General features: G+C 59.3%; 18 protein-coding genes and 1 other RNA gene. 7 read left to right on the top strand and 12 right to left on the bottom strand.

Translation table 11 applies throughout. The features are described from left to right. Nucleotides 1-7: 7 nt before the first annotated feature. From RBH10_RS12250 to RBH10_RS12225, 6 genes are all read right to left on the bottom strand, one after another. On the bottom strand, nucleotides 8-1,750 hold the full coding sequence (locus RBH10_RS12250; RefSeq protein ID WP_306180629.1) for a penicillin-binding protein 2: 1,743 nt from the start codon (nucleotides 1,748-1,750) through the stop codon (nucleotides 8-10). Then, nucleotides 1,750-2,310 (bottom strand): hypothetical protein, encoded by a 561-nt coding sequence (locus RBH10_RS12245; RefSeq protein ID WP_281037022.1) that lies wholly within the window; start codon nucleotides 2,308-2,310, stop codon nucleotides 1,750-1,752. Before RBH10_RS12245 ends, RBH10_RS12250 begins: the two co-directional genes overlap by 1 nt. A 1-nt stretch (nucleotide 2,311) precedes the next feature. Then, the gene (gene rsmH / locus RBH10_RS12240; protein ID WP_281037023.1) at nucleotides 2,312-3,337 is read right to left on the bottom strand and encodes a 16S rRNA (cytosine(1402)-N(4))-methyltransferase RsmH; all 1,026 of its coding nucleotides are present in this window, start codon (nucleotides 3,335-3,337) and stop codon (nucleotides 2,312-2,314) included. Nucleotides 3,338-3,351: 14 nt separating this feature from the next. Further along, nucleotides 3,352-3,792, bottom strand: a complete 441-nt coding sequence (gene mraZ, locus RBH10_RS12235) for a division/cell wall cluster transcriptional repressor MraZ (protein ID WP_045016853.1) — start codon at nucleotides 3,790-3,792, stop codon at nucleotides 3,352-3,354. Nucleotides 3,793-4,201: 409 nt separating this feature from the next. Then, nucleotides 4,202-5,203, bottom strand: coding sequence for an NADP-dependent oxidoreductase (locus RBH10_RS12230; protein ID WP_281037024.1), 1,002 nt, complete (start codon nucleotides 5,201-5,203; stop codon nucleotides 4,202-4,204). Between the two features lie 50 nt (nucleotides 5,204-5,253). Continuing rightward, nucleotides 5,254-6,069, bottom strand: coding sequence for an oxidoreductase (locus RBH10_RS12225; protein WP_281037025.1), 816 nt, complete (start codon nucleotides 6,067-6,069; stop codon nucleotides 5,254-5,256). 89 nt (nucleotides 6,070-6,158) lie between these two features. Here RBH10_RS12225 and RBH10_RS12220 point away from each other — a divergent pair, with 89 nt between their 5' ends. Then, the gene (locus tag RBH10_RS12220) at nucleotides 6,159-6,590 is read left to right on the top strand and encodes a helix-turn-helix domain-containing protein (RefSeq protein ID WP_281037026.1); all 432 of its coding nucleotides are present in this window, start codon (nucleotides 6,159-6,161) and stop codon (nucleotides 6,588-6,590) included. A gap of 100 nt (nucleotides 6,591-6,690) precedes the next feature. Here RBH10_RS12220 and rnpB read toward each other — a convergent pair. The 6 genes from rnpB to RBH10_RS12190 all read right to left on the bottom strand — a co-directional run bounded on the left by rnpB (nucleotide 6,691) and on the right by RBH10_RS12190 (nucleotide 11,968). Then, nucleotides 6,691-7,092, bottom strand: an RNA gene (gene rnpB, locus RBH10_RS12215) — RNase P RNA component class A. A 56-nt stretch (nucleotides 7,093-7,148) separates the two neighbouring features. Next, the gene (locus RBH10_RS12210) at nucleotides 7,149-8,339 is read right to left on the bottom strand and encodes an FAD-binding oxidoreductase (RefSeq protein ID WP_281037027.1); all 1,191 of its coding nucleotides are present in this window, start codon (nucleotides 8,337-8,339) and stop codon (nucleotides 7,149-7,151) included. 65 nt (nucleotides 8,340-8,404) lie between these two features. Next, nucleotides 8,405-9,592, bottom strand: coding sequence for an FAD-dependent oxidoreductase (locus RBH10_RS12205; RefSeq protein WP_281037028.1), 1,188 nt, complete (start codon nucleotides 9,590-9,592; stop codon nucleotides 8,405-8,407). Between the two features lie 84 nt (nucleotides 9,593-9,676). Then, nucleotides 9,677-10,216, bottom strand: coding sequence for a lytic transglycosylase domain-containing protein (locus tag RBH10_RS12200; RefSeq protein ID WP_045016840.1), 540 nt, complete (start codon nucleotides 10,214-10,216; stop codon nucleotides 9,677-9,679). Between the two features lie 247 nt (nucleotides 10,217-10,463). After that, nucleotides 10,464-11,231: an N-acetylmuramoyl-L-alanine amidase gene (locus RBH10_RS12195; protein ID WP_281037029.1), complete on the bottom strand. Its 768-nt coding sequence runs from the start codon at nucleotides 11,229-11,231 to the stop codon at nucleotides 10,464-10,466. After that, a complete protein-coding gene (locus RBH10_RS12190; protein ID WP_281037384.1) occupies nucleotides 11,228-11,968 on the bottom strand; it encodes a DnaJ family molecular chaperone in 741 nt (246 codons plus the stop codon). The genes RBH10_RS12195 and RBH10_RS12190 overlap by 4 nt, the downstream gene beginning before the upstream one ends. 320 nt (nucleotides 11,969-12,288) lie before the next feature. Here RBH10_RS12190 and RBH10_RS12185 point away from each other — a divergent pair, with 320 nt between their 5' ends. The 6 genes from RBH10_RS12185 (at nucleotide 12,289) to RBH10_RS12160 (ending at nucleotide 18,724) form a co-directional block, all read left to right on the top strand. Beyond that, on the top strand, nucleotides 12,289-13,500 hold the full coding sequence (locus RBH10_RS12185; protein WP_281037030.1) for a pyrophosphate--fructose-6-phosphate 1-phosphotransferase: 1,212 nt from the start codon (nucleotides 12,289-12,291) through the stop codon (nucleotides 13,498-13,500). Between the two features lie 51 nt (nucleotides 13,501-13,551). After that, nucleotides 13,552-14,187, top strand: a complete 636-nt coding sequence (locus RBH10_RS12180) for a LysE family translocator (RefSeq protein WP_281037031.1) — start codon at nucleotides 13,552-13,554, stop codon at nucleotides 14,185-14,187. Nucleotides 14,188-14,323: 136 nt separating this feature from the next. Beyond that, nucleotides 14,324-15,409 carry a lytic transglycosylase domain-containing protein gene (locus RBH10_RS12175; protein ID WP_281037032.1) on the top strand — a complete coding sequence of 362 codons (1,086 nt, stop codon included), beginning with the start codon at nucleotides 14,324-14,326 and terminating at the stop codon, nucleotides 15,407-15,409. A 307-nt stretch (nucleotides 15,410-15,716) separates the two neighbouring features. Next, nucleotides 15,717-16,967 (top strand): DUF3419 family protein, encoded by a 1,251-nt coding sequence (locus RBH10_RS12170; protein ID WP_281037033.1) that lies wholly within the window; start codon nucleotides 15,717-15,719, stop codon nucleotides 16,965-16,967. Beyond that, entirely contained in the window at nucleotides 16,964-17,680 is a 717-nt protein-coding gene (locus tag RBH10_RS12165) for a class I SAM-dependent methyltransferase (RefSeq protein WP_045016828.1), read from the top strand. The genes RBH10_RS12170 and RBH10_RS12165 overlap by 4 nt, the downstream gene beginning before the upstream one ends. A 264-nt stretch (nucleotides 17,681-17,944) precedes the next feature. After that, entirely contained in the window at nucleotides 17,945-18,724 is a 780-nt protein-coding gene (locus RBH10_RS12160; protein ID WP_281037034.1) for a GH25 family lysozyme, read from the top strand. Nucleotides 18,725-18,812 lie beyond the last annotated feature (88 nt).

Here is an 18,812-nt window from a genome sequence, read left to right as displayed (position 1 = left end):
CTAACAATCAATAAGACACGAGCAAGGCCGAGCCATCCTTGCCGAACTTCGGCTTCACGCCCAGCACCGCCGCCGTGCGGGTGATAATGTCATGCACCATCGGCGCCGCGGACGTACCGGCAAGTGCTGCACCATTGCCCTTGTCCGTCTTCGGTTCGTCGATGAAAGACAGCACGACATATTGCGGATCATCCATCGGAAAGGCCGACAGGAAGGCGTTGAAGTTCTTGTCGTGAACGTAACGGCCGTTGACGACCTTGTCCGCCGTGCCGGTCTTGCCGCCGACATTGAAACCGTCGACGCGCGCGTTGCGGCCGGAGCCGTTGACGCCGTTCCACTCGAACAGGAAACGCATGTCCTTGCTGGTGGTCGGCTTCAGAACCTGTTTGGCCACCAGATCCGCCTGTTCGCGGGTGCGCGGCAGGAAGGTCGGCTCGATGAGTTTACCACCATTGACGAGTGCCGCGCCGGCAACCGCCGTCTGCAGCGGCGTCGTGGAAACACCATGGCCGAAGGAAATGGTGATGGAGTTGATCTTTTTCCATTCGCGCGGTTGCGACGGCAGCGCCACTTCCGGCAATTCGGTCTGCATGCGGCTCAGAAGGCCAAGCCGCGTCAGGAACTCCTTGTGGCCTTCCGTTCCAACCGTATCGGCGATCTTGGCCGTACCGATGTTGGACGAAAACTGGAAGATTTCCGGCACCGAAAGCATGCGGCCCTTGCCGTGGAAATCCTTGATGGTGAAGCCGCCGATGCGGATCGGATAACGCGCATCGAACATATCGCCGAGACGGACGCGGCCCGAATCGAGACCCATGGCAATGGTGAAGGATTTGAAGGTGGAACCCATTTCGAACGTGCCGTTCGACATGCGGTTGAGCCAGCCCTCTTTCGCGCCTTCGGCCGGGTTGTTCGGATCATAGTCCGGCACCGAGGCCATGGCGAGAATTTCGCCGGTATGCACATCCATGACCACGGCGCCCGCGCCGATTGCCTGGAACTTGGCGATGGCGGCAGTCACTACTTCGCGCACGATGGACTGCACGCGCAGATCGATCGAAAGTTTCACCGGCTCAAGCGGCTGGTCGCTGGTCATGCCAAGCGCCGTCAGGTCCGCAAGCCCCTGATTGTCGACATAACGTTCCATGCCGGCAACGCCGCGATTGTCGATGTTGACGTGGCCGACGATATGCGCGGCTGTCGGGCCACCGGGATAAAAGCGGCGCTTTTCCGGGCGGAAACCGACACCGGGAATGCCGAGCGCAAGGATTTGGCTCTGCTGCTTCGGCGTCAGCCGACGGCGCAGCCACTGGAAGCGCGAATTGGAGGAAAGCTTCTGATAGGTGCCGCGCTGATCGAGATCTGGCAACACGGTGCGCAGCTTCTCGATGGCTTCATCGATATCGACGATGCGATGCGGCTCGGCAAACAGCGAGACGGTGCGGATGTCGGTCGCCAGAACCTCGCCGTTGCGGTCGAGAAGATCGGGACGCGACGCCATCAGCCGGTCGGCGGGAGCAATGCTCGAAACCGTTTCCTGGTCGGCAAGACCATATTGCACCAGACGGCCGCCCACGACGCCGTAAAAGGCGAGGAAGCCGAAAATGATAAGGCCAACGCGGCTTTTCGCCTGCGCCGCTCTCTTCTTGCGGGCGCCCTCGAAAGCAGCGTGGTCGGTATGAATGCCGGTGGTGCTGGCGGAAAAGTGAGCCTTGCTCTTCAAAACCATGGCACGGGAGAGAAAAGACATCAGCGGTCCACCGATCCAGTTATGGTTTCATCCGTATCGCCGTCTTCATCACCTGCGGCAGCGGCCACAGTCGGAGCCGGGGCAGCAGTGGGACGGGAAACACGCGCCCGCGGTGTCGGAACAGGAGCGCCATTGGCGGCGATCTGGCCGGCGGGCGGTGATTTTTTCTTGGTAGCCCCACCCAGCGTCGCGCCGGGCTTGGAGCCGTTGACGGCAGCAGCGATGACATCCGCGACGCTCATGCCTTCCGGCTCGGGCGGCTTCGGCAATTGCGAGCGCAACATGGGAAGTTCGCGCGGCTGCGCCAATTGTGTCGGCAGCGTCGGCGAAAGACCAAGCTCGTTCTGATAGGCATTCACGAGACGATGCAGACGGTTCGGCTGCGTCAGCAGCGCCCAGTCGGCCCGCAAAAGGTCGATCGTGTCTTTTTCGAGCTTGATTTCAGTCTCGAGCTTGCGGACCTGCTCCAGCTTGAGATCGGTCTTGTGCTTGATCGAATAGGTCACCACGGCCGCTGCGACCATGACCCCCATCAACACGACATCGAATGTGCGCAGCATATCAGCCTCCCATCTTTTCAAGGCTGGCGAGATCGGGAAGTTCGAAAATCGAAAAATCTGCCGCACGCGCCGGTGCCGTCGTGCGCAGGCCGGCACGCAGCTTGGCAGAACGGGCGCGCGGATTGATTTCCGCCTCCTCCTCGCTTGCCGCAACCATCGGCTTGCCGATATTTTCGAAAATGGCGGGCTTGTCTTCCACCATCGGCAGATGGCGCGAACCGGCAGCCTTGCCGGAACGCTCGGAGAAAAATTTCTTGACGATGCGGTCTTCGAGCGAATGGAACGTCACGACAACCAACCGCCCGCCGGGCTTCAAAGCCCGCTCCGCAGCAAACAGGGCCTGCGCCAACTCGCCGAGTTCGTCATTGACGAAAACGCGAAGCGCCTGAAACACCCGGGTGGCGGGATGGATCTTGTCTTTCGCCTTGCGCGGCGTAACGATCTCGATGAGGCCCGCCAGATCGCGCGTGGTACGGAAGGGCTCTTCCGCCCTCCTCTTCTCGATGGCGCGGGCGATGCGGCCCGGCTGCTTTTCCTCACCGAGAAAACCGAAAATACGGATGAGATCGCCGACCTTGGCGCGATTGACGACATCCGCCGCCGAAACGCCGGAACTGGACATGCGCATGTCGAGAGGGCCGTTCTTCTGGAAGGAAAAACCGCGCTCGGCCTCGTCTATCTGCATGGAGGAAACGCCGATGTCGAGAACCACGCCGTCAAGGCCGCCTTCCGGCGCATGTGCGGCCAGATTGGAAAATTGCGATTGAATGAGGGTAAGCCTGCCGCCATTTGCGGCAACCATGGCCTGACCACCGGCGATCGCATTCGGATCGCGGTCAAGCGCGATGACATTGGCACCATGGTCGAGAATTGCCTGGGTATAACCGCCGGCGCCGAAAGTGCCGTCGAGGATGGTCTTGCCGGATGCGGGTTCGAGCGCAGCGATCACTTCGCGAAGCAGGACCGGGATGTGACGCTGAGGTCCCTCACCGGCATCAGAAGATCGCCCGCCAGAATTCGCCGCCATTCCGTGTCCCCGTCCTATGCGGGGCGTGCAGCCGAAAAACCGCGCCCCGCTCTTGCTGCCGCCTGCGCCGCCAAAAACGCCTGCGGTTGCCAAAGCTGAAAATGATCCGCTCGTCCAACGAAGGTGACATCGGTGGATATGCCGGTAAATTCCCGGACGAAATCCGTCACCATCAATCGACCTTCCTGATCGAGCTTCATGAAGACGCCGCCGCCGTGAACCAGCAGCGACATCGCGTTCGCCTCCGGCGAGAAGGCATCCATGGACGCGATCTGCCGCTCGTAGCGCTCCAGCAAATCCGGACCGCCGACACTGATTGCCGGAAACGCAAAATCCTGGAGACAATAAAGCTCCTGAATACCGCGCTTCGCCAGCACCGAACGAAACGGAGACGGAACCGAAACGCGCCCCTTGGCGTCGATCCTGTTCGTCACGTTCGATAAAAAGCGGTCCATTACTCAACTCGCCAAAACCGCATTCCGCAAAGCGAATCATCCGCCCCACAGGCAACACCGGTACGCACGACACATCGCCAAGCGCCAGGGCGACATGCCCTGCAGCAGCCCGTTGCAGGCTCCTCACTCGTTTCAGCGATTGCGGGTCAAAAACACGACCCAGTGTGGTGTGCATTTGGGATACCATGGGACACTATGGGCGTCAATGGGAGAAGCCCGCACGATGCCGACTTCGCATCGGAAATTCATAAGCCGTTAAGTTTAACGAATGGTTTACTTCGGGCGCGGAGGTGCTTTTTCACGGCACACGCAGGCGCGGTGAAATCACCGTTTTTCTTTTGAAAACAAGGGAGTGTTTTTAGAGGAGGCCCCGCGATTGATCCAACCGCGAAAAACCACAAGCGGGACATCACTTCACCGCAACGACGACCTTCCCCTTCGCGCGACCCGTTTGGACATAGTCCAGCGCCTCGTTGGTCTTCTCGAAGGGGAAGACCCGGTCCACCACGGGGCGTATATTTCCCGTCTCGATCAATGAGGTAATCTTTTCGAGTTGCACACCATTCGCGGTCATGAAAAGGAAGGAATAACTGATCCCCAGCCGTTTCGATTTCCTCCTGATGCTAGAACTTAGCAGGCGCATGACCTGCCGAAACAGCCAGCCGGAGCCATTCTGCCGCGCAAAGTCCGGATCGGGTGGACCAGAAATCGAAATCAGCTTCCCGCCCGGCTTCAGCACGGCAAGGGATTTTTCCAGCGTGTCCTTCCCAAGGCTGTTCAGTACCAGGTCATAGCCCTGCAGCACTTTTTCGAAGTCATCCTTCTTGTAGTCAATCACGCTGTCTGCGCCGAGACTTTTCACAAGATCTATATTGCTCGTGCTTGTGGTGGCGGCCACATATGCCCCGAGATATTTGGCAAGCTGGATCGCGATAGTGCCCACGCCGCCCGAGCCGGCATGGATCAAGACCTTCTGTCCCTTCTGCACATTGGCTCGCTCAACAAGCACCTGCCACGCCGTCAGGGCGACAAGCGGCACGGATGCCGCCTCTTCCATGGTCAGATTGTTCGGTTTTATCGCGACATCGGCCTCATCGATGGCAATGTACTCGGCAAATGTCCCGATCCGCCCCTGAGCCGGACGCGCATAGACCTCGTCACCGGGCTTGAATTTACGAACACTGGAACCGACCCGGACCACGACGCCCGCCACATCGTTGCCCAGCACCAGTGGAAGACGGTATGGCAGGATGAGCTTGAACTCGCCGTCCCTGATTTTATTGTCCAGAAGGTTCACGCCGGCGGCTCGAATTTCGACCAGAACGTCGTTTACACGCAACTCGGGTTCGGGGCTTTCGCCGAACCGCAAAGCGCCACCTTTGGCATAGCGATCGATCAGGAATGATTTCATCGGATTAACTTTCGTTTCTGCGGCCAGCCGGCAGCACCGGCAATGTAAGCTCAGTCGGAGAGTCTGTTGAATTTCCGGAAGCTCTTGTCGACGAACGACTCCGGCAGGAAGCGGCGGATGAAGCGGACCTGTCCCGCGGCTTTTCCGGCAGTATAGCGTCGTTTGGGTAATGCCGCATTAGCCGCCCCGACGACGACTTTCGCGACCACCTCGGGTGCATCGCCCTTTTCAACGATCTCACGCATCAGTTTTTCCGCATCCGTGCGAACCGTATCGTAGGTGGCAAGCGGCCGGTCCGGCCGCGTGAGGTTCTCTTCGAAGGACGTACGGGTTACCCCGGGCTCGACAAGCACGACGCGGATACCCTGCGTTCGCACTTCGTGGTCAAGAGATTCCGAATAGCCCTCAATGGCATGCTTGGTCGACGCGTAGAGCGCATTGTAAGGCGCGGGGATCAGCCCGAGTATGGAACTGAGGTTGATAATACGGCCGCGACGCTGCCGCCTCATGACGGGCAGAACGGCATTTGTTACCCTCATGACACCGAATACGTTGACGTCGAATACGGCCTTCGCCTGTTCCGTCGTGGATTCCTCGGCACCGCCCAGCAGTCCGATTCCGGCATTGTTGACGAGAAGATCGATCCGCCCCGTCCGGCTCAACACCTCATCGACGGTGCGCTGCACGGATGCATCGTCGGTGACGTCGCAGATCAGCATCGTGATTCCATCCGCGCTATCGGGCATCGGCTTTCGGCTGGTGCCGAACACACGGTAACCATCGCGCCGCAAGGCATGTGCCGTCACCAGCCCGATGCCGGAGGAAGCACCCGTAACCAGGGCAACGCCGCGTTCTGTCTTACTCATCGGTTTCCACTTTCATTTTGTTATGGAACAACAATGAAGAATGAGTTACTATCAAATCGATACAAAGTCACTACTAAAAAGATACTGACATGAAAAATCTTTCGGACCAGCCATGCCTGATCGCTCGTAGTCTCGCCCTTGTCGGTGATGCCTGGAGTATGCTGATCATGCGCGATGCCAATGCGGGCCTTACCCGCTTCGATGATTTCCGCAAAAGCCTCGGCATCGCGCCAACGATGCTGACGGCGCGGCTTTCCTCGCTAACCGAGGACGGACTGCTGGTAAAACGCCGCTATTCCGAACGTCCGCCACGATACGAATATGTGCTGACGGAAGCCGGCCGCGACTTTCTACCGGTGCTGTTTGCGATCGGTGCCTGGGGGCGCAAGCATCGCGGCGGGGGCGAGGTGACCCGGTTCTTCGATGCCGAGACCGGAACGGAGATCGATCCCATCACCATCGACCGCGCGACCGGCGCCCCGGTCGGGACCCGTCCAATCCGTATTGCAGCACCCGAATGAGGGCGCCCATCAGCGGCGAAGGCACGTTGACGCCAGAGCAATCTCGAACCGGAGACCGTGCTATTTTTTGCATAGCGACGCATCGCTACAGACAGGAAAATTCGCCAGTTGGCCTGTAAGCCGGGTTCTGTATGGCCCCGGTTTGACCCGGAACGTGGCAGCCATTCATCTGGGACGGCATTTGCATGCCGCCTCTCGCAACCCACCCGGATGACGGGCCCGGAAACCGGCTGTAGACGGGCTTTCGCCCATCCCGTGTCATCCCTATTCGGTCTTGCTCCCGGTGGGGTTTACCTTGCCACCACTGTCACCAGTGGCGCGGTGGGCTCTTACCCCACCCTTTCACCCTTACCATGCCAGGCATGGCGGTTTGCTCTCTGTGGCACTTTCCCTGGGGTCACCCCCGCCGGACGTTATCCGGCACCGTATTTCCGTGGAGCCCGGACTTTCCTCACCTTACCGTCTTTCGACATTGGTAAAGCGCGGCTGCCCAGCCAACTGGCATGGCGTCAATAACCATGTTCTTTGGCGAAAGCCACCGAAAAGCGAACGGAAACATCAAAGAAATGCCGGTTTGAAATCCGTGGCATAGGCGCCGTCGCCAATTTCTCCATCCCGCAGCAGCGCGGCACCGAGCCGTCCGATCTCATCGGAACTCTTGGCCGCCGTACCGTTGCCGCCGGTCAGAACCGCGATGCGCGGCGAGGAGGTGAAACCGATGGCGGGATAACCACCCGGCGTTTTCGACACCACGCAGGCGGCCATCGAAACGCGAGACCGGTTAATGGACGGCACCAGCGTACCGATGATGGCCGAGAGATGATCACGGACGCTGTCGCGCCCACCGGAACGGAACCATGCGCGGATTTCAGGATCGCTGCCAACCGGTTTGTCGTCGGGATCGCCACCGATTTTCAGGTAGAATTTGCCATCGGGATAACGCACGGGCGGCAGAAGATAGATATGTTTCGTCGTATCGCGCGGCTCATGGATCAGCGACGGCATGTCGGCATATTGCTCCAGATCCGCCTCATCTATCTCGAAGAAAGCGACGGTGCGCGCATAGACGTTGAGAGCGACGGGCTGCGGCAGCAGATCCTTGGTGATCGAGAAACCACCCGCCGCAACCAGCACCCGATCAGCGGTATAAACAGCGCCGGAGGCCGTCTCTACCCGCGCGCAGCCATCCCCTTCCCGCGTCGAGACAACGACATCGTCGATGAGCGTGACGCCGGCTTTGTCCGCCAGAATGCTCTGTGCCTTCACCAGCGCGCGTGGATTGACGTAACCGGCATTGTCCTTTTCGAACACGCCCTCGCAGCCCGGCTCAAAGGAGAAATAGGGGAAGCGGCTCTTCAGGCCGCCGTCATCGATCATTTCCGTCGAAACACCGAGCCGCGCCGCTGCCTTGCGAACATCGTCGATAAAAGGATTGTCCCCGCCCCGTTCAGGCCCCACCATCAGGCAGCCGACAGGCGCGTAAAATTCCACGCCGCTTCTTGCCGCTATATCGGCGTAACGCGCAATCGAACGGTTGGCGAGCAGCGCCCAGTCGGCATCGCCATCGATGGTGCGGGTAATGCGCGCTTCGTCGTAATGGCTGGCGAAAACGCCTGAATGAGATTTGATATCGGCGGGTTCACCGGGGCCGATCAGTGCGACGCCATCGGTCTTTTCCGCCAGATGGCGGGCGGCGGCGGCACCCATCATGCCACGACCCACGACGATATATTTGAAATGTCCCGACATGCCGCCCTCTTTGCCCCAACACGTTCCATTCAGCCGCTACTTTGTAGCCGCTTCGTCTCGAGATGTCAGACAAAAACCGGCGACATTTCGGCGGCAAAATCACTCTCGGTCAGCTGGCCATCCAGAAGCAGCACCGCGCCCAGCCGCCCGATCTCGTCCGAAGATTTCGCGGAAACGAAATTGCCACCGGTCAAAACCGCGATATTGGAAGATTGCGTATAGCCGATATAGGGATAACCGCTGCGAGTGATGGAGGCGACGCAGGAGCCTGATGTCACCGGGCAGCCTGCAAGTTCCGGCATCAGCGACAGCGCCCGTTTTGTCAGGAAATCGACCTCGCCCGGCGTGCCGTCCGAATGGAACCAGCCGACCGCATCAGTCAGCGTTTCAAGCCTGCCCTTTTCGCTCTCGCCGCCGATCTTCAGATAGACCTTGCCATCGGGATAACGCACCGGCGGCAGGATATAAACGATGTCGTCCTCGGTCTCGGCCAGCACGATAGTCGAGGGCATGGCGCCGAAGAGGGCCTGCCTCGCCTCATCGAGTTCGAAAAACACGATGGTGCGGCCCGTCGCCGCCATATCGACCGGCGAAGGCAGGAGATCGGCCATGTTGGTGAAACCACCGGCCGCGACGATGACCTTTTCAGCCGTGTGCACAGCCCCTTCCCGGGTCGAAACCTCCACACCGTTGGAGGTATCGCGAATATGCGCCGCCGTCTCGCGCAGCCGCCGCGCGCCCTGCGCCGCGGCAATAGTACACTGCGCCCTCACCAGCGCACGCGGATTGACGTGACCGGCATTAAGCGCCTCGAAGTAACCGTTGTGATCGGCGGGCAGGGAGAACATCGGAAAGCGGCCGGCAAGCGCGCCACTGCCGATCGTTTCCACGCCAAGACCGAGACGGCCGGTCGAGGAAAGCGCCCGAGAGACATAATCTCCGGCAAGCCCTTTGCCGTTTCCGGTGAAGAGGCAGCCCGCTTCCGTGAAGAAACGAATGCCGCTTTTTGCCTCGATCTCCGCATAACGCCGGATGGAGCGTTGCGCCAGTTCCGCCCAGACGGGATCGCCGTCGAAACCACGGGTGATACGCGCTTCGTCATAGTGGCTTGAAAACACGCCGGTATGGGTTTTGCGATCGGCGGGCTCGTCGGGTCCGATCAGCGCCACGCCATCCGTTTGCGCCGAAAGGTGCCGCGCTGCCGCCGCACCCATCATTCCGGCACCGACCACGATATATTTGAAATCCGGCATGTCATGCTCCGCATCAGGTTTGTTCCTGACTACAGCATGCGATCACAAACCGGAATCGATTTCCGTGAAGCGGATTAAATGGCCTTAGCTGGCGAGAAGCGCCTGTACCTTGCCGCAATAACGCTTGGATACCGGGTTCATGCGGGTCGCGCCATGGCCGGCATTATAACGCAGGATAGTGCTGCAAACTTCACCGCCGCCAAGCTGATGGGCGGTTGCCAGATATTGCATACCCCAGCGAATATTGGTCTCGGGGTCAAAAAGGGCCTTGGTCGTACCGCGAAAACCCATCATGCGTGCCGTTGCCGGCTTGATCTGCATCAGCCCGACCTCGCCTGCACTGCCGCGAGCCTTGGGGTTGAACTTGCTTTCCACGGAAACCACAGCATGCGCCAGATTGGTGGGAACGCCGTAACGCTTGGCATATTTGACGATCAGATCGGAATAGCCGCTCCTGAGCGACGAAGGCAGGCTCTTTTCGGGAGTGGGATAACCGGACGAACGGAAGAAGGTCCCCAGCGTCACGGTTTTGGTCTTGACGTCCTCGTCTTTGGCAAAAGCAATCCCCGCCTGCGAAACGAGCATAGCAACGCCCGCTGCGACAGCAACAAAAACTCTGTTCATCTGTTGAAATAGTCTCCAGATCGGATAACCGGAACAATGAAACGATACAAATGTCCAGTGCGCGGAAAGTCGATTTCGACCTTCTGCAGTCCAGTCTCCTTGATTGATATTGACGGCAAGCTCCCCTGAAGAACAGCACCGCATTCAGTGCCGCTCTTAAACTTCTTTAATGCGGATTAACTGTGGCACGACAAAAAAAGCGACTTGAGCCGCCGGGAAACGGGGAAGGTTTTTCCAGAAATCGCGTTCAGGCAGCCGAAAATTTCGGAAGACTGGTAATAAGCCGATGCAGCGTGTCGATCGTGGAAAAATCCGCGATGCCATCCACCAGCGCCGGGCGGAAATGCCGCTGGAAGGCGGCCACGGCGCCTTCGGTTTTCTCGCAATAAGCGCCTGTTATTTCAACGCCATATCCATAAATGGAGAGCATGGACTGAAGCGCTTCCACCGGCTGGCCGTGATCGCCGCGCTGGAAAAAGCGTCCGCCACGGATCGGCGCGGGTTCAACCCAATGGCCAACACCGTGCTGCGACAGGATGTCCCACGGGAATTTTTCGCCTGGATCAACCTTGCGGATCGGCGCTATATCCGAGTGCGCAAGCACCCTTTCCGGGGCGATAGACCACCGTTGGCCGCAATCGCGACACAATTCGATGACGGCGGCTATCTGTTTTTCCGGAAATTCCGGCAAACCACCGGGATGGCCCTGATTGGCGATTTCGATGCCGATGGAGCGGGAGTTGATGTCTTGCTCCCCCGCCCATGTGCTTTTACCCGCATGCCAGGCACGGCGGGTTTCCGGAACCAGCTGGACGACGCGGCCGTCCTCAAAGATGAAATAGTGGCTGGAGACCTGACTTTCGGGGTTGCAGAGCCACGAAAGCGCACCATCGGCCGTGTTCATGCCGGTATAGTGCAGGAGAATTATATCCGGGCCTGCCACACCCTGTCTTTCGCCATGGCTGGGCGAAGGCGCAACGGCTGCACCCTTAAAGTCCGGCAGAAATTCACTCATGCGACGCGGCGTTCTTTCTCGATGGCCGCATAGGCGGCATTGAGAGCCGCCATACGCTCATTCGCGGCGGCATGCAATTCCATCGGAACGCCCCGCGCAATAAGCTTGTCCGGATGGTGTTCGGCAACCAGCGAACGGTAACGCTTGCGTATATCCAGAAAGTCGTCCGAGGGCGAAACGCCGAGCACGCGGTAGGGGTCACGCCCATCCATGTGAACGTGCCGCGCCATGATCGTTTCGAAGTGATCTTCAGTGATATGGAAGATTTCCGCGATACGCCCGAGGAAGGCCAGTTCCCGCTCGTGGATCAACCCATCGGCCTTGGCGATGTGGAACAGGCCGTCGATGACACTTTCCAGCATCTCGCAATTGTCGTGGCCGGAACCGCAAAGACCGGCAAGACGCTCCGCATAGGCCTCATAACCCGCAACGTCCTGACGCGCGAGATTATAAAGACGGGCCACGTTCTTGGCTTCTTCTTCCGGAAAATCGAAGATTTGCCTAAAGGCGCGCACCTCGGCGTCGTTCACGACGCCATCGGCTTTCGCCATCTTGGCGGAAAGTGCGATGATGGCTACGGAGAAGGAAACCTTGCGGCGGGTCTCCGGATCGCCCTCAAAGAGCGTGCGGATCGCTTCCACCACGCGCGAAAGCGCGCCACCTGCCGCGTCGCCGATCGCGCCGAGCAGTCGCTCCCACAGGGATGAAATATGCAGACAGGCGAAATCGAACATCATGCGGGCAAGCATGACGGCATATGGCCGGGAATGCAATATGCCCGGCACCCCTGCGGCATTAACTTTTATTCATCTTTGCGACAGTTTAGCTTCATGAACAGGCGAGCGGAAAGCGGGGTGGACGCGGTTTTCCACAGATGACGCAGACGATGCGGCCTACCAAACGGATTGAAACGATTATATTCGGCTTCTTTCGTCAAGCCGCTGAAAAACCGCGAGAAATTGCCGTTTTTCTTGATAAATTCACTTTACACCTACACGCGGCTGTCGCATCCATTTGTCAGACATGTCTTTGAGTATATGCAAAAAGGAGAGCCATGATGGCCAAACAGAAAGTCGCAATGCTGACCGCGGGTGGCCTTGCTCCCTGTCTCTCTTCGGCCGTTGGCGGCCTGATCGAGCGTTATAGCGACGTTGCGCCTGATATCGACATCGTGGCTTATCGCTCGGGTTATCAGGGCGTGCTTCTCGGTGACCGGATCGAGATCACCAAGGACATGCGCGAAAAGGCGCATCTGCTGCACCGCTATGGCGGATCGCCGATCGGTAACAGCCGCGTCAAGCTCACCAATGCCGCCGATTGCGCCAAGCGCGGACTGGTGAAAGAGGGTGAAAATCCGCTGCGTGTGGCCGCCGAACGGCTGGCCAGCGACGGTATCACCATTCTCCACACCATCGGTGGAGACGACACCAACACGACGGCCGCCGACCTTGCCGCCTATCTCGGCGCCAATGGTTACGACCTAACGGTCGTTGGCCTGCCGAAGACGGTGGACAACGACGTGGTTCCGATCAGGCAGTCGCTGGGCGCATGGACAGCCGCCGAAGTGGGCGCTTCCTTCTTCGATAACGTCAGCAACGAACAGAGCGCTGCGCCGAAGACCTTCGTCATCCACGAAGTCATGGGCCGCCATTGCGGCTGGCTGACGGCTGCCACCGCCCGCGCCTACATCCAGAAGACCAACGGCAATGAATATGTCGAAGGCCTGATGATGAACACGCAGATGAAGAACATAGACGGCATCTACCTGCCGGAAATGGCCTTCGACATCGAAGCGGAAGCCGAACGCCTGAAGGCGATCATGGACAAACATGGCTATGTCACGCTGTTCGTTTCCGAAGGTGCGGGCCTTGATTCGATCGTTGCCGAACGCGAAGCCTCCGGTGAAGCCGTCAAGCGCGATGCCTTCGGCCATGTGAAGATCGACACCATCAATGTCGGCGGCTGGTTCCAGAAGCAGTTTGCCGGCCTCATCGGTGCCGAACGCTCCATGGTGCAGAAGTCAGGCTATTTCGCCCGCTCCGCTCCTGCCAATGGCGACGACCTGCGCCTCATCCAGGGCATGGTCGATCTGGCCGTTGAAAGTGCGCTCAACAAGGTGTCAGGCGTCACCGGCCATGACGAAGACCAGAAGGGCAAATTGCGGACCATCGAGTTTCCGCGTATCAAGGGCGGAAAGCATTTCGACCTTTCTGCAAAATGGTTTACCGAAGTGATGGAACACGTCGGTCAACCGTTCACAGCGGCCTAATTTTACGATAGGCTAAAGGACGCGGTGACAGGGAGGGCAAGGAGGAAGAGAATGTCTGGACAGGCCTGGCTGGTTTTTTGTGCAGCATGTGCCCTAGTGTTCGCACTTCCCTCTCCCCTTGTATTCTCTGTCGCCTCCTATGCCGGCGTTCGCGGCAGAAAGACGGTCTTCGCTTCCGTCAGCGGCGGTGCGCTCGGCATCGTCACGGCCATGACGATTTCGGCCATTCCCGTGGCCGGCTTGGCTTATTTGCCGCATTCCTTTGTGGAAATCATCCAATGGGCAGGAATCGGCTGGCTGATTCTTTTCCTGTTGTGGACCTTCGCAACGCCGGCCGCCCAGGCGGCCAATGCCGACAATGACAATCTGCCGGGTAAATCCTGGAGCGGTATTTTCCGTGATTGTTACGCGGTTGCCGCGTTGCGTCCGCGCTATTTCGCTTTCTTTCTGGCACTCTTGCCGCAATTCGTTTCCACCTCCGGCAATGCCGTCGAAACGCTCGCCGTAGCACAGGCCGCAATCCTGTTGCTGGCGCTTGTGATTCTGGCCGTTCAGGCCCTTTTTGCCGGTTCCACGCTGGCGCTGGTGCGCCGCATGTCCGGCAACAAAAAAATCCGCCCGAAATACCGTACTCACTTCATTTCCGGCCGCGCCGTCAGCGCCGGATACAGGCGCATCGCGGCCTGAAAAACCACCTGAAAGCCGGGGCGCCACGTCCCGGCTTGCCGCTATCCTTACAATAGGTTAATGAAGGCTCGACGGGACACTGCCTGCTTCGCTCGACGCGGGGGTATCGAAAGACAGGCATAACGAAGGCGGCAACATGCGAAATTCGGCAAAATTCCGCGGAAGAAGCGCACTTCTTCTGTCTTCCACCGTGGGTCTAGCATTGGCGTTGGCCGGCTGTACCAGCGTCGAATATGCCGCAAAGGATGGGCCGGACGGCCCGAAAATCGCAACTGTCAACCACACGGCACCGACGCAGGCCGCAGCACAGCCGGGAACGACTGAAACTCCGGCGGGCGTGGCCGCAGCCGCACCGGCAGCACACGCCACTGACGTGGCAACCTCTTCCCAGCCCGCATCGCTTCCCAACGTTGCCGCCGTCAAGGGTGGCCGCGTGGTCCTGCCACCGGCATCCGAAATCGCCGCAGCAGTGGCAAGCCCCACGCAGATGCAGCCGCATCTACAACAGACCGAGGTCGCACAGGCTTCGGTGACGACAGCAGCGCCGACAACGGCTGCAGCTCTTGCATCACACGCCGCAACGCCGGCAGCCACTGCGATCGAAACCGCGAGCGCCGCAGCGAAACCGGCAGCGCATGCCTCCGCCGCCGACCTGCCGCAGGTGGTTGCCGTCAAGGGCAGCTTCCCGCCCGCACCGCCGCCGCCCGGCACCCCGTCGCTCGGCACCGAACTGACGGCGGAACGGAAAGTCATTCCCCTGCCGAAGCCGGACAGCACGGTTCTGGCCTATGCCGCCGGCCCGACCAATGCCGCGCTTGCCGCTATTCGTCAGAATGAAACGATGACGGCGCCGTACAAATCAGCGCCGGCCGGCCGCGAAAAGCTGAGTGGGCTGATTTCGAAATACGCCGTCATGTATAATGTGCCGGAAGATCTGGTGCATCGCGTGGTGCAGCGTGAAAGCAGATACAATCCCGGTGCCTATAATGGCGGCCACTTCGGCCTGATGCAGATCAAGCATGCCACGGCCCGCTCCATGGGCTTCGATGGCCCGGCGTCGGGCCTGTTCGATGCCGAAACCAACCTCAAATATGCCGTCAAATATCTGCGCGGCGCATGGCTCGTTGCCGACAACAACCGGGACAATGCGGTCCGGCTTTATGCACGCGGTTATTATTACGACGCCAAGCGCAAGGGCATGCTGCACGTTCTGCGGAAGTGATCGCCTCGCGCCGCGCCGGGAATGCCGCCCAAATCCAAGCTATTTCTCGATATTGGTGACGAAAAGCGCCGAAAACACCCCTTCGTCATCCTCGGGCTTGACCCGAGGATCCACAATTTCAACGGGTTATGGATCCTCGGGTCAAGCCCGAGGACGACGTCGTGTGTGACGAGAGTTTTATCGGCAGACTGAGACGCCGAATGGTTTCCCATCGTCTTTTCGATTCGTTGCCTCGGCCCACAGCCCCTGTCATCAAACTGTAGCTTCATGACTGTAGACGCCTCTCAATCTATTGAGAGGTGAACATATGACGAGTGCGGCACCCAAGACCGGCTTCGGCAAGAACACGAAACTGAAGTCCGCATTGCTTCAGCACAAGGCACTCTCGAAAAGCGGTTTTTCCGAACGGTTCTTCGGGGTTCTCTTTTCCGGTCTGGTTTATCCGCAAATCTGGGAAGACCCTGAGATCGACATGGAAGCGATGGAGCTTGGCGAAGGCCACCGCATCGTCACCATCGGTTCGGGCGGCTGCAACATGCTGGCCTATCTCTCCCGCAACCCGGCCAGCATCGATGTGGTGGATCTCAATCCGCACCACATCGCCCTCAACAAGCTGAAGCTTGCCGCGTTCCGCCACCTTCCTGCCCATCAGGATGTCGTGCGGCAATTCGGCCGCGCCAATACGCGCAGCAACAGCCCTGGCTACGACCGTTTCATCGCCGACCATCTCGACGACACGACCAAGGCCTACTGGTCGAAGCGCACCCTTTCCGGCCGCCGCCGCATCTCTGTGTTCGACAGGAACATCTACCGCACCGGCCTGCTTGGCCGTTTCATCGGTGCCGGCCACCTGATGGCCCGCCTGCACGGCGTCAAGCTGACGGAAATGGCCAATAGCCGCACGCTGGACGAACAGCGCCAGTTTTTCGACAGCAAGGTCGCACCGCTGTTCGACAAGCCGGTGGTGCGCTGGCTGACGAAGCGCAAAAGCTCGCTGTTCGGCCTCGGCATTCCGCCCCGTCAATATGACGAGCTGGCAAGCCTTTCCGACGACGGCACGGTTGCCTCCGTGCTCAAGGAGCGGCTGGAGAAGCTCGCCTGCAATTTCCCGCTCAGCGACAATTATTTCGCCTGGCAGGCCTTCGCGCGCCGTTATCCCGAGCCGCATGAGGGTGCCCTGCCCGCCTATCTCAAGCCGGAATATTACGAGACGATCCGCAACAACACCGCCCGCGTTGCTGTGCATCACGCCACCTATACCGAGCTTCTTTCCAAGAAGCCGGCAAACGGCGTCGACCGCTACATTCTCCTCGACGCGCAGGACTGGATGACGGACGTACAGCTCAACGAATTGTGGTCACAGATCAGCCGCACCGCCGCTCCCGGCGCCCGCGTCATCTTCCGCACCGCTGCCGAAAAGAGCGTGATCGAAGGCCGGCTCTCGGCCGATATCCGCAATCAGTGGGTCTATCTCGAAGAACGCTCCAATGAGCTTAATGCCCTGGACCGTTCGGCCATCTACGGCGGTTTCCATATCTATCAGAGGGCTCTGGCATGAAAACCGTTGGCGAGAATGTAGGCCTTGCAGATGTTGCACATGCGGGCCTGATGGATCGCATGTATCGGCACCAGCGGCATATCTACGATATCACCCGCAAATATTACCTTCTTGGCCGCGACAGGACCATTTCCGGCCTCGACGTGCCCAAAGGCGGCACGCTGCTTGAAGTCGGCTGTGGCACAGGCCGCAACCTGCTGCTGGCCAGCCGCAAGTTTCCGGAAGCAAGACTGTTCGGCCTCGATATCTCCGCCGAAATGCTGCTGACCGCATCCGAGAATTTTACCGGCAAGGCGGAACGTCCCATTCTGCGGGTGGCCGATGCCACCGCTTTCCGCGCTTCCGAATTCGGCCTGTCCGACGGTTTCGACCGCGTCATGATCCCCTATGCGCTGTCGATGATACCGGATTGGGAAAAGGCGATCGAACAGGCGCTGACAGCACTCAAGCCCGGTGGTTCCCTGCACATCGTCGATTTCGGCCAGCAGGAACAATTACCGAAGTGGTTCCGTGCGCTTCTGCAGGCATGGCTCACCCGTTTTCACGTCACGCCCCGCGCCAATCTCCGCTACGTTCTGGCCAACATGGCCGGCCGTTTTGACGGTAATCTCGAATTCGAGGAAATCGCTAGGGGTTACGCCTGGCGGGCCGTCATCACGCTTCCGGTCGTCGAGGTGCAGCCGAAGGTCAGCCGCATCCTGGCCGACGCCTGATTCTCTGGGGTACAGCGCCTTGCCCTGGCAAAAGCGGGCAAGGCATCACCAGACGTCATTCTTGCCCTTACCCGCAACAGGGCGCTCAGACACTTTTTCTGGACGGAAAGCCCGTAAATCGCTTCTTGGTCAGCGGCTTGCGAGGCCGAAAAGGGCTGCTGCCCCTTGCCATAACGGCTTGTTTACCATGTTATGGGTAAATCGGGAGATGCGGTGCGTCGTTTTGCGGCCGCGGGATGGGCAACAATAATCATCAGGGTTCAAATGCGGCTGCGTTTATCGGCACTATTGTCGGCTTTGCTGTTGATCAGCGGCTGCACGTCCACAAGCTATGACCTGCTTGAAACCGCATCCGTGTCCAGGCCCAAATTCGCGGATACCGACCCACAGAATTTCGGCACGAACAACCCGCATCGCCATGAGGTCCATGGCATCGACGTGTCCAAGTGGAATGGCGATGTCGACTGGCGGACGGTGCGCAAATCCGGCGTCTCCTTCGTCTTCATCAAGGCGACGGAAGGCTCCGACCGTATCGACCCGAAATTCGGCGACCATTGGCGCAGTGCGGCGGCGGCGGATATTCTGCACGCGCCCTACCATTTCTATTATTTCTGCTCGACAGCGGACGCGCAGGCCGACTGGTTCATCAGCAACGTGCCGAAAGAAGCCGTCACCCTGCCGCCGGTTCTCGACGTGGAATGGAACCCCTCCTCCCCCACCTGCAAGACACGCCCTGCCCCCGGCGTCGTTCGCGCCGAAATGCAGCGGTTCCTCGACCGCCTCGAGGCCCATTACGGCAAGCGCCCGATCATCTACACCTCGGTCGACTTCCACCGCGACAACCTCGTCGGCCAGTTCAAGAACTACCACTTCTGGGTGCGCTCCGTCGCTGCCCATCCGGCCAAGATTTACGAAGACCGGCAATGGGCCTTCTGGCAATATACGGCAACCGGTGTCGTGCCCGGCGTCAATGGCCCGACCGACATTAATGTTTTTGCCGGAACGGAGAAAAACTGGCGCAAATGGATCGCTTCCGCCAAATAAAACGGCGAAGAAGCAACACATTCGAAAAATCGGCGTTCTTCTGCATCAGCAGATCGCTCGACCCGTTTTTTTGTCGCAAACATATGGG

The sequence above is a fragment of the Rhizobium sp. AN73 genome (assembly GCF_030757975.1).
Classification (GTDB): Bacteria; Pseudomonadota; Alphaproteobacteria; order Rhizobiales; family Rhizobiaceae; genus Agrobacterium; species Agrobacterium arsenijevicii.
Note: the sequence above shows the minus strand (reverse complement) of the source record. Positions and strands in the feature narration are given on the sequence as shown.